13 protein-coding genes and 1 riboswitch are annotated in these 13,988 nt (G+C 66.1%); of the genes, 4 read left to right on the forward strand and 9 right to left on the reverse strand.

Annotated elements, in window-relative coordinates:
- Positions 1-31 precede the first annotated feature (31 nt).
- Both HZY97_RS02320 and HZY97_RS02325 read left to right on the forward strand, forming a co-directional pair.
- Positions 32-1,861, forward strand: coding sequence for a M2 family metallopeptidase (locus tag HZY97_RS02320; protein ID WP_180140196.1), 1,830 nt, complete (start codon positions 32-34; stop codon positions 1,859-1,861).
- Between the two features lie 52 nt (positions 1,862-1,913).
- Positions 1,914-2,654 (forward strand): SIMPL domain-containing protein, encoded by a 741-nt coding sequence (locus HZY97_RS02325; protein ID WP_180140198.1) that lies wholly within the window; start codon positions 1,914-1,916, stop codon positions 2,652-2,654.
- Between the two features lie 148 nt (positions 2,655-2,802).
- Here HZY97_RS02325 and HZY97_RS20880 read toward each other — a convergent pair whose 3' ends face one another.
- From HZY97_RS20880 to HZY97_RS02340, 4 genes are all read right to left on the reverse strand, one after another.
- On the reverse strand, positions 2,803-2,934 hold the full coding sequence (locus HZY97_RS20880) for a hypothetical protein (protein WP_257214847.1): 132 nt from the start codon (positions 2,932-2,934) through the stop codon (positions 2,803-2,805).
- A gap of 93 nt (positions 2,935-3,027) precedes the next feature.
- Entirely contained in the window at positions 3,028-4,473 is a 1,446-nt protein-coding gene (locus HZY97_RS02330) for an AMP nucleosidase (RefSeq protein ID WP_180140200.1), read from the reverse strand.
- A 76-nt stretch (positions 4,474-4,549) separates the two neighbouring features.
- A complete protein-coding gene (locus HZY97_RS02335) occupies positions 4,550-4,816 on the reverse strand; it encodes a hypothetical protein (RefSeq protein WP_218942848.1) in 267 nt (88 codons plus the stop codon).
- Positions 4,817-4,903: 87 nt separating this feature from the next.
- Entirely contained in the window at positions 4,904-5,386 is a 483-nt protein-coding gene (locus HZY97_RS02340; protein ID WP_180140202.1) for a peroxiredoxin, read from the reverse strand.
- Between the two features lie 100 nt (positions 5,387-5,486).
- Here HZY97_RS02340 and HZY97_RS02345 point away from each other — a divergent pair, with 100 nt between their 5' ends.
- Positions 5,487-6,047 (forward strand): YqgE/AlgH family protein, encoded by a 561-nt coding sequence (locus HZY97_RS02345; RefSeq protein ID WP_180140204.1) that lies wholly within the window; start codon positions 5,487-5,489, stop codon positions 6,045-6,047.
- A 10-nt stretch (positions 6,048-6,057) separates the two neighbouring features.
- Here HZY97_RS02345 and HZY97_RS02350 read toward each other — a convergent pair whose 3' ends face one another.
- The 4 genes from HZY97_RS02350 to HZY97_RS02365 form a co-directional block, all read right to left on the reverse strand.
- Positions 6,058-6,585: a hypothetical protein gene (locus HZY97_RS02350; RefSeq protein WP_180140206.1), complete on the reverse strand. Its 528-nt coding sequence runs from the start codon at positions 6,583-6,585 to the stop codon at positions 6,058-6,060.
- 104 nt (positions 6,586-6,689) lie between these two features.
- Positions 6,690-7,418 (reverse strand): acyl-CoA thioesterase, encoded by a 729-nt coding sequence (locus HZY97_RS02355; protein WP_218942849.1) that lies wholly within the window; start codon positions 7,416-7,418, stop codon positions 6,690-6,692.
- Positions 7,418-9,718: a 5-methyltetrahydropteroyltriglutamate--homocysteine S-methyltransferase gene (metE, locus tag HZY97_RS02360; RefSeq protein WP_180140208.1), complete on the reverse strand. Its 2,301-nt coding sequence runs from the start codon at positions 9,716-9,718 to the stop codon at positions 7,418-7,420. Before metE ends, HZY97_RS02355 begins: the two co-directional genes overlap by 1 nt.
- 108 nt (positions 9,719-9,826) lie before the next feature.
- Positions 9,827-10,022, reverse strand: a riboswitch (cobalamin riboswitch).
- Between the two features lie 157 nt (positions 10,023-10,179).
- Entirely contained in the window at positions 10,180-10,701 is a 522-nt protein-coding gene (locus HZY97_RS02365; protein WP_180140210.1) for a WG repeat-containing protein, read from the reverse strand.
- 163 nt (positions 10,702-10,864) lie between these two features.
- Between HZY97_RS02365 and ahcY the strand changes: the two genes are divergently transcribed.
- Entirely contained in the window at positions 10,865-12,265 is a 1,401-nt protein-coding gene (gene ahcY, locus HZY97_RS02370) for an adenosylhomocysteinase (protein WP_180140212.1), read from the forward strand.
- A gap of 66 nt (positions 12,266-12,331) precedes the next feature.
- On the opposite strand, the gene HZY97_RS02375 is transcribed toward ahcY, so the two are convergent.
- Positions 12,332-13,978, reverse strand: coding sequence for a sulfotransferase (locus HZY97_RS02375; protein WP_180140214.1), 1,647 nt, complete (start codon positions 13,976-13,978; stop codon positions 12,332-12,334).
- Positions 13,979-13,988 lie beyond the last annotated feature (10 nt).

Below are 13,988 nucleotides of genomic sequence, written 5' to 3' on the forward strand. Positions count from 1 at the left end.
CCATCCAGAAAGTCCCAGGGGAATTCCGCACATGATCCGCACCGGCATTTCGATGCTCGCGTTGGCCTCTTTGCTCGCCGCCGCGCCGCTCGGCGCGCGCGACCGTGACGGCCAGACGCCCGCTCCCACCGCCGCCGAGGCCAAGGCGTTCGTCGCCGATGCCGAGACCAGGCTCTTCGCGCAAGGCGTGATCGCCGCCCGCGCCGATTGGGTCTACAACACCTTCATCACCCAGGACACCGAGGCGATGACCGCGCGTGAAGGCGCGATTCTGACCAAGCTTCAGGTGGATCTGGCGCTCCAGGCCGCGAAATACGCCAATGTCGCCGGGCTCGACTACGATACCAGCCGCAAGCTCGGCATGCTGCGTAACAAGATCGTGCTCCCCGCGCCGGTGCGCGACGGCGCGGCGGAAGAACTCGCCGGGCTCTCGGCCAAGATCACCGGTATCTACGGCGCCGGCAAGGGCACGCTCGACGGCAAGCCGATCAACGGCAGCGACATCGAAGCCGCGATGGGCGAGAGCCGCGATCCCGCCAAGCTCAAGGAAATGTGGACCAGCTGGAACGACAATGTCGGCGCGCCGATGCGTCCCGATTACGCCAAGCTGGTCGGCATCGCGAATGACGGCGCCAAGGGCCTCGGCTATGCCGATGTCGGTGCGATGTGGCGCTCGGGCTATGACATGGACCCCGATGCCTTTGCGGCGATGACCGACAAGATCTGGGATGACCTCAAGCCGCTCTATATCGCGCTCCACACCTATGTTCGCCACAAGCTCAACGAGAAATATGGCGATGCCGTCCAGGCCAAGACCGGGCCGATCCGCGCCGATCTGCTCGGCAATATGTGGGCGCAGGAATGGGGCAATATCTACGACATCGTCGCGCCCCCGGGTTCGGGCAGCGTCGGCTATGACGTGGGCGAACTGCTCAAGGCCAAGGGCTATGACCACACCAAGATGGTCAAGGCGGGCGAGGGCTTCTACTCGTCGCTCGGCTTCAAGCAGCTCCCCGAGACCTTCTGGCAGCGCTCGCAGTTCGTGAAGCCGGCGGACCGCGAAGTCGTCTGCCACGCCTCGGCCTGGGACATCGACAATGTCGACGATCTGCGCATCAAGATGTGCATCAAGGTCAATGCCGACGACTTCGTGACGATCCACCACGAGCTCGGCCACAACTACTACCAGCGCGCCTACAACACCCAGTCGCCGCTCTATCTTGACGGCGCGAACGACGGCTTCCACGAGGCGATCGGCGACTTCATCGCGCTGTCGATTACGCCCGATTACCTCGTCCAGATCGGCCTGCTCGACAAGAGCCAGGTGCCCAGCGCCGACAAGGACACCGGCCTGCTGCTCCGGCAGGCGATGGACAAGGTCGCGTTCCTGCCCTTCGGCCTGCTCGTCGACAAATGGCGCTGGGGCGTGTTCTCGGGCAAGATCCCGACGAACGGCTATCAGGCCGGCTGGGACAAGCTGCGCCTCCAGTACCAGGGCATCGTGCCGCCGGTAGCGCGCGACGAGAGCAAGTTCGATCCGGGCGCCAAGTTCCACATCCCGGCGACCACGCCGTACACGCGCTACTTCCTCGCCCGTGTGCTCCAGTTCCAGTTCTACAAGGCGGCGTGCGACCAGGCCGGCTGGAAGGGGCCGCTCCACCGCTGCTCCTTCTACGGCAACAAGGAAGTCGGCGCGAAGCTGAACAAGATGCTGGCGATGGGCGCCTCCAAGCCCTGGCCCGACGCGCTGCAGGAATTCACCGGCACGCGCGAAATCTCGGGCAAGGCGATGGCCGAATATTTCGCCCCGCTGAAGAAGTGGCTCGATCAGCAGAACAAGGGCCAGCCGCAGGGCTGGTGACGAAACCGGGGCGGGCCGCAAGGCTCGCCCTTTTTCACAAAGGGAGGTTCGAATGCTCAAACATGCTCTCGCACTCGCCGTGATCACACTGCCGCAGGTCGCCATGGCGCAGTCAGCGCCCGTCGATGGCCCGGTGACGGTCGAGATCGTCTCCGCCGGCCAGGTCAAGGTTCCCGCCAACCGCTTCCGTTTCTCCGTGACCGTCACCGGCAAGGGCACGGACGAAGCTGCGGCGGAAAAGGCACTCGCCGCGAACCGCGCCAGGCTGGTCGCGGCGCTGGGCACCCAGGGAATCCAGGAAGGCAAGCCGCTGGAAGGCTCGGCCGGCAACCCGCTCGCCAGCCTGTTCGGCGCCTTTACCGGACGCGGCAAGCCCAGCTTCTCTATGGACACCGCCGAAGACAGCGAGAAGCCGCAGTCGACCGCGACTGAGACGGTCTTCTTCGATGCGCCCACTCGCGCGGTCGCGACGGCAGCCGAGGCCACAGTGACGGCCAACAATGCCAAGATGGCGGACGAAGTGATCGGCCTGCTCGACGATTATGTCGGCCCGACACGGCAGGCCAAGGCCGACGCGATCGCCAAGGCGCGCAGCGAAGCCGATGCCTATGCGAAGACGCTCGGCCTGCGCCGTGCCTCGATCGCGCGGATCAGCGAGCGGCAGGACATTGTCGCCGGATCGATGAGCTTCTTCTTCCAGCTGATCGGCATGTTCGCCGGCAAGCAGGGCGCGGCATCCGACAGCGTCACGGTGAATGCGAGCCTGTCGGTGGAGTTCCAGCTGAGCCGGTAAGGGCAGGCTGGGTTAGGCTAGGCTTTTCCCCGGCGAAGGCCGGGGCCCAGCCCTTTAAAATCACGCGCGATAGCGCGTCTGCGCGCGCACGCCGAGGCTGGGCCCCGGCCTTCGCCGGGGAAAGAGAGATCTCTCGGCAGCGACCGCTTCAGGCTGGCGGATCGCTGTCCGGGATCATGCTCTCGTCAGCGATCTGCGCGTCCCATTCGGCCGAGCTGTCGGTCCCGTCGGGCTGATGCGCGCGGGGCTGTTCTTCGGACGGTTCCTCGGGATCGATCATGGATGCTCTCCTCAAAAGGCTAACGCACCAACCCTAGTACGCCTCGCACCCAATTCCGTCATCCCCGCCTGCGCGGGGATGACGAGGGAAGGTTTATCTGAACGGCGGCTCGTTGAACGCGCGCAGCTTGCGCGAGTGGAGCTTGGCGCCTTCGCGGCGCAGTTCCTCGCAGGTTTCGATGCCGATCTTGAGATGCTCGGCGATCGCCCGCTCGTAGAAGAGGTTGGCCTGGCCCGGCAGCTTGAGCTCGCCGTGGAGCGGCTTGTCGGAGACGCAGAGCAGCGTCCCGTACGGCACGCGGAAGCGATATCCCTGCGCGGCCAGCGTGGCGCTCTCCATGTCGATGCCCACTGCGCGGCTCAGCGAGAAGCGCAGCGCCGATTGCGAGTAGCGCAGCTCCCAGTTGCGGTCGTCGGTGGTGACGATCGTGCCGGTGCGCAGCCGCTGCTTGAGCTCGTCGCCCGACTGGCCCGAAATCGTTCCCGCAGCGCGGGCGAGCGCGAGCTGGACTTCGGCAATGGCGGGGATCGGAATCTCGGGCGGCAGCACGTCGTCCATGATGTGGTCGTCGCGCAGATAGGCGTGGGCGAGGACATAGTCGCCGATCCGCTGGCTCGGGCGCAGGCCGCCGCAATGGCCGATCATCAGCCAGGCCTCTGGGCGCAGCACCGCCAAGTGATCGGTGATCGTCTTGGCATTGGACGGGCCGACGCCGATGTTGACCAGGGTGATGCCCGAGCCGTCCTCGGCCATCAAATGATAGGCCGGCATCTGGTGGCGCCGCCATGCCGAACTGTCGTTGAGCAGCCGGTCGGTATCGTCCCCAGCCTCGACCAGGATGCCGCCCGCGCCCGAGACCGCAGTGAAGCGGCTGCCTTCACCCAGCTGGTCGACCGCCCAGCGGACGAACTCGTCGACATAGCGGTGATAGTTGGTGAACAGGATATATTGCTGGAAATGCTCGACCGGCGTGCCGGTATAGTGCCGCAGCCGCGCCAGCGAGAAATCGGTGCGCAGCGCGTCGAACAATGCGAGCGGGCGAACCTCGTCGCTACTGATCCACAGGCCGTCGGCGATCTCGTCGCCGATATGCGCAAGTTCAGTCGCCGGGAAGTGGCGGCCCAGTTCGGTGACCGAGATCTGGTCCATATTGGCGATGTGGCCGGGATCGAGCACGTATGGGAAGGGGATTTCCTGCCGCCCGGTGACGGCATGAACCTCGACGTCATAATCCTCGATCAGCAGCGTGAGCTGCTCGATCAGGTAGCGGCCGAACATCGCCGGCTTGGTGACGGTGATCCGATACTCGCCTTCCTCGACCAGCCGCCCGAACGAGCGCGGCGGGGTGGGGCGGTTGCGGTCGTTGCTGCCGCGATAAGTGAGGCGCAGCTCGGGATAGGAGAAGCTGCCGTCGCTACGGTCTTCCGGCGCAGGCGGCGTACCGTCGGCGATATAGCGGTTGAGGGCGGCTTTGAGGCGATCGACCGAGGCGGTGTAGAGGCGCTCGAGGTCGGCGACGATGGCGGAAGCTTGAGTCATCTTTGACGGCTAAGCCGCAAAAATGACTCTGGCAAGACCACCCCCTCTTTCGAGGAGGTGGTTCGCGCGCTTCGCTTTACTTCTTGGTCTTGGGCGCCGGCTTGGTTTCGCCACCAAGCTGGGTGGCGGCATAGGCCGCACCGCCGACTGCCGCGGCAACACCGGCGGCGATGCCGGCAGCGGCGATCGGGTGCTCCTTCACCGCGCTTACAGTGGCGTCCACTGCGTCGCTGATCACGTCCTGCGCCTGGGCGAGGAAGCTCTTCGCCTGCTCGGTCGCCTCTTCGAGCGTGGTGGGGATGCTGCTGTTGGCGGTTTCGTTCGCGGTATCGGTCTCGGCCATGTCGGTCCCTTTCTGAAAAGCTCGCCGAATCAACTCCGGCGAGCCTCTCGCGGTTCCGTTACGGCTCCGTTTTCCGGCGTGTTCAGATCACAGCTGGCCGAGAAGATATTCGGCCGAGCTGACTTCGAACTGGCCGGGCGCCTCGACGTTGAGCTGCTCGACCACGCCGTCATTGACCAGCATCGAGAAGCGCTGGCCGCGCGTGCCCATGCCGAACTTCGATCCGTCCATCGTCAGGCCCAGCGCTTCGGGGAAGGCGCCATTGCCGTCGGCGAGCATCGTCACCTTGCCGGCAACGCCGCTCGACTGGCCCCAGGCGCCCATCACGAACGCGTCGTTGACCGCGGTGCAGGCGATCTCGTCGACGCCCTTCGCCTTGATCTCGTCGGCCTTCTCGACAAAGCCCGGCAGATGCTTGGCCGAGCAGGTGGGGGTGAACGCACCCGGCACCGAGAAGAGCGCGACCTTGCGGCCGGCGAAATAGTCGTCCGAGCTGATCTGCTCGGGGCCGCCCTCGGTCACCTTGACGAACGTGACGCTGGGGATGCGGTCGCCAACCTGGATGGTCATTCTTGTCTCTCCTCGGGAATCGGGTGCGGGTTCAATCGGCCTATGGATCAGGATTTTCAAGCGTGGCGGAGCCGAAACGGTCCGGCTACGTTGATCGGCCATGGACTCGACGCGCTTCCTTACCGGCCAGTTCCTTCTCGCCATGCCGGGCATCGGCGATCCGCGTTTCGATCACGCCGTGATCGCGATGTGCGCGCATGATGTCGAAGGGGCGCTGGGCATCGGAATCGGCGACACGATCGAGGGGCTGACGCTCCACGACCTGCTCCAGCAGTTCGAGATCGAACCGGGCGCGGCGCCCGACTGTCCGGTGCATTTCGGCGGCCCGGTCGAGCCCCGGCGCGGTTTCGTCCTCCATTCGACCGACTGGGGCGGGCAGGACACGATCGATGTCGATGGCCGCTGGGCGTTGTCGGGCACGGTCGATGTGCTGCGCGCGATCGCCGACGGCACCGGCCCGTCCAAATATCTCGTCGCGCTCGGCTATGCCGGCTGGGGCGAGGGCCAGCTTGACGGCGAGATGGCACGGCACGGCTGGTTCAATACCGCCGGCACGCCCGACCTGATGTACGAGATCGATGCCGAGGACCGCTGGACCGTCGCCTTTGCCGGCGCGGGCATCGATCCCCGCATGCTGGCGAGCAGCGCGGGGACCGCCTGAACCCGCCGGATCAGTGCGTCTCGCCGGGCGGCGGCGCTTCATCATCGCCGCGCACGAACACCTGGCCGCCTTCCTGCAGCTTGATACGCATCAGCGAGTCCTCATGCGGGGTCGAGCAGAAGCTGCCGGTGGTGTTCACTTCGATCTTCTCGCGCGTGTCGCGCTGGCGCAGCTCGAAGCGCACCGGCAGGTTGCACATGTCCTTGCCGCCGGTCTTGAAGCGCAGCGTCGCCTTGGCCGGCTCGAGCGAATTGGGCAGCTGGTTGTTGCTCCAGCGCGGGCTCCGGCCGGGGCTGGCGGAATCGACGTAGAAGCCGATCACGTCATAGCCCGATGTCTCGTTGACGATGACCATGCAGCCCAGCTTCCAGCAATTGGTCTTCACTCGCTCGGGCGCGTTGCGGATCAGCGTGATCCACGCCTTGGCATCGGCTTCGGGATTGCCGTGTTCGGGAATGATGCCGGCGCTGTCCTGCGCGGCGGCGGGCAGGGCGGGGGCGAGCGAAAGGAGCAACGCGGACGCTACGAACTTGAGCATAAGTGAACTCGCGGCTTGGGTGACGACGAAGAGATCCTGCCTCGGCCCGATCCTTTCGTCACGGGCCGAAAACTGGGGTACCAAAGCTCCGCACCCTTCGCCCTCTAATCCTGCACCGAAGCCGTCGCAACCATCACGAATTCCGCCGAGGCAGCGCGCCGCCGCTCGCCGCTCAGCAGGTCCTCGGCCCATAGCTCGACGCGGACTCGTTGTGAGCGGTTGCCGCGCATCGTCACCCGCGCCGCCAGCTCGATCATCTCGCCCTCGTTGATCGGCGTGGTGAAGTCGACGCGCTCGGATGCGGCCATCACCATCACCTTCCTTGTATCCCGCGTCGAAGCGAGGAACGCCGCCTTGCCGAGCATGCGCAGCGCCTCGCCGCCGAACAGCGTGCCGTAATGATTGGTCTGCGGCGGGAAGACCATGTCGACCATCCGCAGCACCTCCCCGGGCTCCTCTTCTTCGGGCGGCGCGAGGGGCGGCAGGGGGACCGCCGCGCCCTCGCGCGCCACCAGCGTGAAGCGGCCACGCGTACAAAGACGCCGCTCCCCGCTGAGCAGTGCCTCGGCGACCAGCTCGACCTCGACGTCGAGCGAGCGGCTGCCGACGCGTATGACCTTGCCCGTCGCCTCGATCAGCTCGCCCTTCAGCGCGGGCGCGGCGAAGTCGATCCGATCGGAGGCGGCGGTGACGAAGGGCGCCCGGCCATGGCGTGAGGCGGCGAGGAACGCCACCTTGTCCATGTGCGCGAGCGCCACGCCGCCGAACAGCGTGCCGTGGTGGTTGGTGTCGCCCGGGAACACCATGTCGATGAGGCGGACGACACCCGCCATTATGCGGGCTCCGCCACGCGAACGCGCAACTCGCGCGCCGCCGCGACCATCGCGTCGATCGCCGGCTTCACTTCCTCCCACTTGCGGGTCTTGAGCCCGCAATCGGGGTTCACCCACAGCTGCTCGGGCGCGAGATGCGCCTGGGCGAGCCGCATCAGCTCGACCATCTCCGCCTTGGAGGGGACGCGCGGCGCGTGGATGTCATAGACGCCAGGCCCGATCGCGCTCGGATAGCGATAGGCGGCGAAGCCCTCGAGCAGCTCCATCTGCGAGCGTGCGGTCTCGATCGAGATCACATCGGTGTCCATCGCGCCGATCGCCGGCAGGATGTCGTTGAACTCCGAATAGCACATATGCGTGTGGATCTGCGTCGCATCGGCCACGCCCGCCGCCGAGAGGCGGAAGGCATCCACCGCCCAGTCGAGATAGGCCTGCCAGTCGCGCTTCCTCAGCGGCATGCCTTCGCGCAGCGCCGCCTCGTCGATCTGGATCGCCTTGCAGCCGGCCTTTTCGAGATCGACCACCTCGTCGCGGATCGCCAGCGCGATCTGCTGGCACGATGCCGAGCGCGGCTGGTCGTCGCGCACGAAGCTCCAGTTGAGGATCGTCACCGGGCCGGTGAGCATGCCCTTCATCGCCTTGTCGGTCAGCGACTGCGCGTAACGCCACCACTCCACCGTCATCGGCTTCGGCCGCGAGACATCCCCAAAGAGGATCGGCGGGCGCACGCAGCGCGAGCCATAGGACTGGACCCAGCCATTCACCGTGAAGGCGAAGCCGGCGAGCTGCTCGCCGAAATACTGGACCATGTCGTTGCGCTCGAACTCGCCGTGCACGAGCATGTCGATCCCGGCTTCCTCCTGCCAGCGGACGGTGCGCGCGGTCTCCTCGCGGAGGAACTGGTTGTACGCGTCGTCGCTCAAATTGCCGCGATTATACTCGGCGCGGGCGTGGCGCACCTCGGCGGTCTGCGGGAAAGAGCCGATCGTGGTGGTGGGGAAGGGTGGCAGGTCGAGAACCTCGGCCTGAACCCTGGCGCGCTCGGCATAGGCAGACTTGCGCTCGCGCATCGCCTTGGTGACCGACGCGACGCGCGCAGCAACCAGCGGGTCGTGGATCCGCGGCGAGACCTTGCGCGCCGCCGCCGCTTCGCTCGAGGCGAGCAGCTTGGCCGCCACGATCTCACGCCCGCCATTGAGCGCATCCTTCAGCGTCACCAGTTCGTCGACCTTCTGCACCGCGAAGGCGAGCCATTGCTTGATCTCGTCGTCGAGCTTGGGCTCGAGCGCGAGGTCCACGGGCACATGGAGCAGCGAGCAGGACGGGGCGAGGATGATGTCGCGCGTCGCGGCGATCGGCTCGATCCGGTCGAGGAGCTTTTCCAGGTCGGCGCGCCAGATGTTGCGGCCGTCGATCACGCCGAGCGACAGCAGCAGCTTCTTCGGTGCGGCGACCAGCACCTTGTCTAGCTGGTCGGAGCCCCGGACCAGATCGACGTGCAGCCCGGCGACCGGCAGGTTCACCGCCAGCGTGAGATTGTCCTCCAGCGCGCCGAAATAGGTGGCGAGCATGAGGTTGAGGCCGAGGCGCGGCAGCTTGGCATAGGCGCGGGTGATCGCGGCGCGCTGGCGCTCATTCAGGTCGGTCGCGAGGATCGGCTCGTCGATCTGCACCCAGGTCGCGCCGGCATGCTGGAGCTGCGTCAACACCGCCGAATAGAGGCCGAGCACTTCGTCGAGATAGTCGAACGGATCGACATCGCGGCCCTTGGCCAGGCTCAGCCAAGTGACTGGGCCGAGCAGCACCGGCCGCGTCTCATAGCCGAGCGCCTTGGCCTCGCGATATTCGTCGACGATCTTCGACGAGGAGAGCGACAGCTGCTGCCCGGCGACCAGCTCGGGGACCATGTAGTGATAGTTGGTGTCGAACCACTTGGTCATTTCCTGCGCGGTGTGCCCATGGCCGTGTGCGCAGCTCGCGGTCTCGCCGGTCGTGCCGCGCGCCATTGCGAAATAGGTGCCCAGGTCGGCGGTGCCGGCGGCGACGCCATAGCGCTCCGGGATCGCGCCGAGCATCAGGCTGGTGTCGAGCACATGGTCGTAGAAGGAGAAGTCGTTCGACGGCAGCCAGTCGGCCCCGAGCGCGGCCTGGCGGGCCCATGCGGCGGCGCGCAGGCCCTGGGCGGCCTCCAACAGCTCGACTTCGGACGACTTGCCCGACCAGAATTTCTCGAGTGCGAATTTGAGCTCGCGCCGCGGGCCGATCCGCGGGAAACCGAGCGTGGCAACAGTAACGGTCATGGTCTTCATACCCCGATGAAACGGCGGGGGAGACCGGCAGGACACAGGCACGCGAGGACGGTTGCCCGGCCACAGCATGCAAGCGGCCAGACCGGGCACCCCGCCGGTGGACGTTATCGCGTCGGAGGCAGGTCTCCTGGCTCACGGGTCAGCGCGACGGTCCGTCTTCCCAGGGTCCTAGGCCCCAGTGACATGGTTGGACCGCCGCTCGCCGCTTACAGTTGCGGGGGCAGCGCCGGCATCGCACCGGCTTCCCGTCTTAGCTTCCGGGCAAGCCGGAAGAACCTCGACGCCTTAAGCATCCGCCTGTCGGACGACGGCGTCAAGGGTGATATAAAGAATTCTTTATATGGAGGTTTTGGGCCGGCTATGGCTGTTCCCCGGCGAAAGCCGGGGCCCAGAGTTTCTCATCCGTGCAGCCCGTGGCCCTGGGCCCCGGCTTTCGCCGGGGAACAAGAAACTCAAGGTTTGGCAGAGAGCTCCCGCCCATTCCGGTCGATCCGCACCCAGCGGCCACCAGCGTACCAGCTGTGCTCGCCATCGGTGGCGCGCGTGCAGCCCGTGCACACCTCGGCTACCCCCTTTTCGAACGGCATCGCCCCGTCATAGCGCCGCGGGATCACCAGCCGCAGCGACCGGTCGATATAGCCGATCTTCCCGTCCAGCGGCGATCGCGCGCGGCCGTCGACGAAGGGGTCGGCGCCATTGTCCATCGTCATCACCGGCGCGGTGCGGCCGTCGCGGCGGACATAGAGAAAGCTTTCGCCGACATGGATCGCGGCCAGGCCGTCCCGGTCATAGTCGAGCCGGCGCAGATGCCCGGAGGACAACCGGATCGTGCCGTCAGGATCGCGCGCGGCGCAGTCCTGGAAGCTGTCGAGCTCGCCGCCACGTGGGGCGTAGAAACAGGCGAGGGGATAGCGCTCCTGTGCCGGCGCAGCCGCCGCGGTCAGCGCGAAAAGGAGGAAAGGGGCCCAGCGCATGCCTTCAGGCTATCACGCAGCCGCGTCTCCGCCACCCTTCGACGCAACATATAAAGATATCTTTATATTAGGAATTGCGCCCGCGCGGCGAAGCCTGTAGGGGCCCCGCATCCGCTGCCGGCGATTCCCGGCGCGTAACCGATTCACATCTGGAGACCAGCTCGTGGCTACCGTGCTCGACAAGGATTACGTCGTTAAGGACATCACGCTCGCCGATTTCGGCCGCGCCGAGATCAACATCGCCGAGACCGAGATGCCCGGCCTGATGGCACTCCGCGAGGAGTTCGGCGCTTCGCAGCCGCTGAAGGGCGCGCTGATCACCGGCTCGCTGCACATGACGATCCAGACCGCCGTGCTGATCGAGACGCTGACCGCGCTCGGCGCCAAGGTCCGTTGGGCGACCTGCAACATCTATTCGACGCAGGACCACGCCGCGGCTGCCATCGCCGCCACCGGCGTGCCGGTGTTCGCGATCAAGGGCGAGAGCCTGGCCGAATATTGGGACTATGTCGGCTCGATCTTCGATTGGGGTGACGAGACCTGCAACATGATCCTCGACGACGGCGGCGACGCGACGATGTTCGCGCTGTGGGGCGCCAAGCTCGAGGCCGGCCAGTCGTTCGGCGAGCCCGAGAATGACGAGGAAGTCGAGATGCAGCGCGCGGTGAAGGAATTCATTGCGAAGAAGCCGGGCTACCTCACCGAGACGGTCAAGAATATCAAGGGCGTCTCGGAAGAGACCACCACCGGCGTCCACCGCCTCTATGCGATCGCCAAGAAGGGCGAGCTGCCGTTCCCGGCAATCAACGTCAACGACAGCGTGACCAAGTCGAAGTTCGACAACCTCTATGGCTGCAAGGAATCGCTGGTCGATGCGATCCGTCGCGGCACCGACGTGATGCTCGCCGGCAAGGTCGCCTGCGTCGCCGGCTTCGGCGATGTCGGCAAGGGCTCGGCGCAGTCGCTGCGTAACGGCGGCGCCCGCGTGATGGTCACCGAAGTCGATCCGATCTGCGCGCTGCAGGCGGCGATGGAGGGCTTTGAAGTCGTGACGATGGAAGAGGCCGTGACCCGCGCCGACATCTTCTGCACCGCGACCGGCAATGCCGATGTGATCACCGCCGAGCACATGAAGGGCATGAAGAACATGGCCATCGTGTGCAACATCGGCCACTTCGACAGCGAGATCCAGATCGCTGCTTTGTCGAACTACAAGTGGACCGAAGTGAAGCCGCAGGTCGACCTGGTCGAGTTCCCGGACGGCAAGCAGATCATCATCCTGTCGCGCGGCCGCCTGGTGAACCTGGGCAACGCGACCGGCCACCCGTCGTTCGTGATGTCGGCAAGCTTCACCAACCAGACGCTGGCGCAGATCGAGCTGTTCACCAAGGCCGAGCAGTACAATAACGACGTCTACGTCCTGCCGAAGCACCTCGACGAGAAGGTCGCCGAACTGCACCTCGAGAAGCTGGGCGTGAAGCTCACCAAGCTCTCGAAGAAGCAGGCCGACTACATCGGCGTGCCGGTCGAAGGTCCGTTCAAGCCGGATCACTACCGCTACTGATTTGATCCCCTTCGCGGGGGTCGAACGAGAAAGGGCCGCACTCCCCGGGGAGTGCGGCCCTTTTCTTTATTGGGCGAGCGGCCCGAGCACCTGCTTGAGCGGGTCGAGCCACGGCTCGTAGCTGCGCCATAGATCGACTGCGTCGCGGTTGAGCGGGCGGCGGACCTGCTCGGCGCTCGGTGTGCGCACCGCGCGCTTGTTCTCGTGGAAGCGCAGGCAGCCTTCCTCGAACGGCAGGCCCATCCGCTCGAGCATCTCGCGGATCGCCCGCTCGGGATCGTCGAGCAGTTCCTCATGCTGCAGCCGGATCACCCGGCCGGGCAGCACGCTGTCGAAATGCGCCATCTTCCGCACATATTGGCGGTAATAATGGCCGACATCGGTGAGCGAATAGGCGAAGGTCTGGCCGCGGGCGAAGTGCTGCTTGAAGTTGGCGAAGCAGCAGGCCATCGGCTCCCGCCGCGCGTCGATGATCGTCGCGTTGGGGAGGATCAGGTGGATCAGCCCGGTCTGCAGCCAGTTCATCGGCAGCTTGTCGATGAAATAAGGGCGGTCGGTCTTGCGGTGCCGCCTGGTGTCCTCGAGATAGCGTTCGCCCAGCGCCGTGAAGTCGGCCGGCGTCAGGTCCTCGATCACGTGCGGGTAGCGCGCGTTGACGTCCTGCCAGCGATCCGAGACCAGCCGGCGGACCAGCGCGGGCATGTCGGGCAACTCGGCGGTGCCTTCGATCGCCGAATGGCTCGAGAGGATCTGCTCGACCAAAGTCGATCCGGCGCGCGGCATCCCCAGGATGAAGATCGGGTCGCGCGCCTGCGCCCCGGCGCCCTTGCGGGCGGCGAAGAAGTCGGCGCTGAAGAAGTCGATCATCTCGTCGATGCGATGCTCGAACTCGTCGCGCGAATGCGGGACAAGCGCCAGCCGGGTGCGGTTGGCGGCGGCATAATGCTCGAACGAGCGGGCATAATCGCGCTTGTCCTCATAGCCCTTGCCCAGCGCGAAGTGGAAATAGGCGCGGTCGGCCTCGGCGCGCGCCTCGGGCACAAGCGACTCCATTCGCGCCAGCTCCTCGTCGGAGAAGCGATAGGATTTCATGTTCGAGAGCGACCACCAGACCTCGGCACAGAGCGGGTCGATGACGATCGCCTTGCGGAAGGCGAGCACTGCCTCGTCGGCCTTGCCGATCGTGCGCAGCGCATTGCCCTGGCGCAGCAGCGGCCCCGGCGTGCCGGGCTCGAGCCGCAACAGCCGTTCGTGCACGCCGATCGCGCGGTAATATTCGCCCGTCTCGGCGAAGATCCGCTCCTTCATCTTGAGCGCGGCGAGATGGTCCGCATCGCGTGCGAGCAGCGCGTCGAGCGCCGTAATCGCCTCCTCGGTCTTGCCCTGCGCCTTGAGCACCTGGGCGAGCTTGAGCCGGGCGTCGTCGAAGCCGGGCGCGCGGGCGATCGCGCGTTCGAGGAAGCCCTCGGCCTGGTCGAAGATCCCCAGCCGGTCGGCCAGGTCGCCCATCATCGTCAGCGCCAGCGCATCGTCGGGCCGGCGGGCGAGATGGCTGCGGATCAGCCCCTCGGCATTGCCCAGCCGGTCGGCCTCGAGATGCTGGATCGCCTGGACCAGCCCAGGGTCGCGCAGCGATTCCCACACCGCGGCCATGCCGTCATCGGCGGGGGCGGTTTCGGGGGTGGGGAGGGTCTGCGGAGCGGTTTCGGTCATGTCTTGCGCC

Origin of the sequence: Sphingomonas sp. R-74633 (assembly GCF_013416555.1) — a bacterium.
Lineage (GTDB): Bacteria > Pseudomonadota > Alphaproteobacteria > Sphingomonadales > Sphingomonadaceae > Sphingomonas.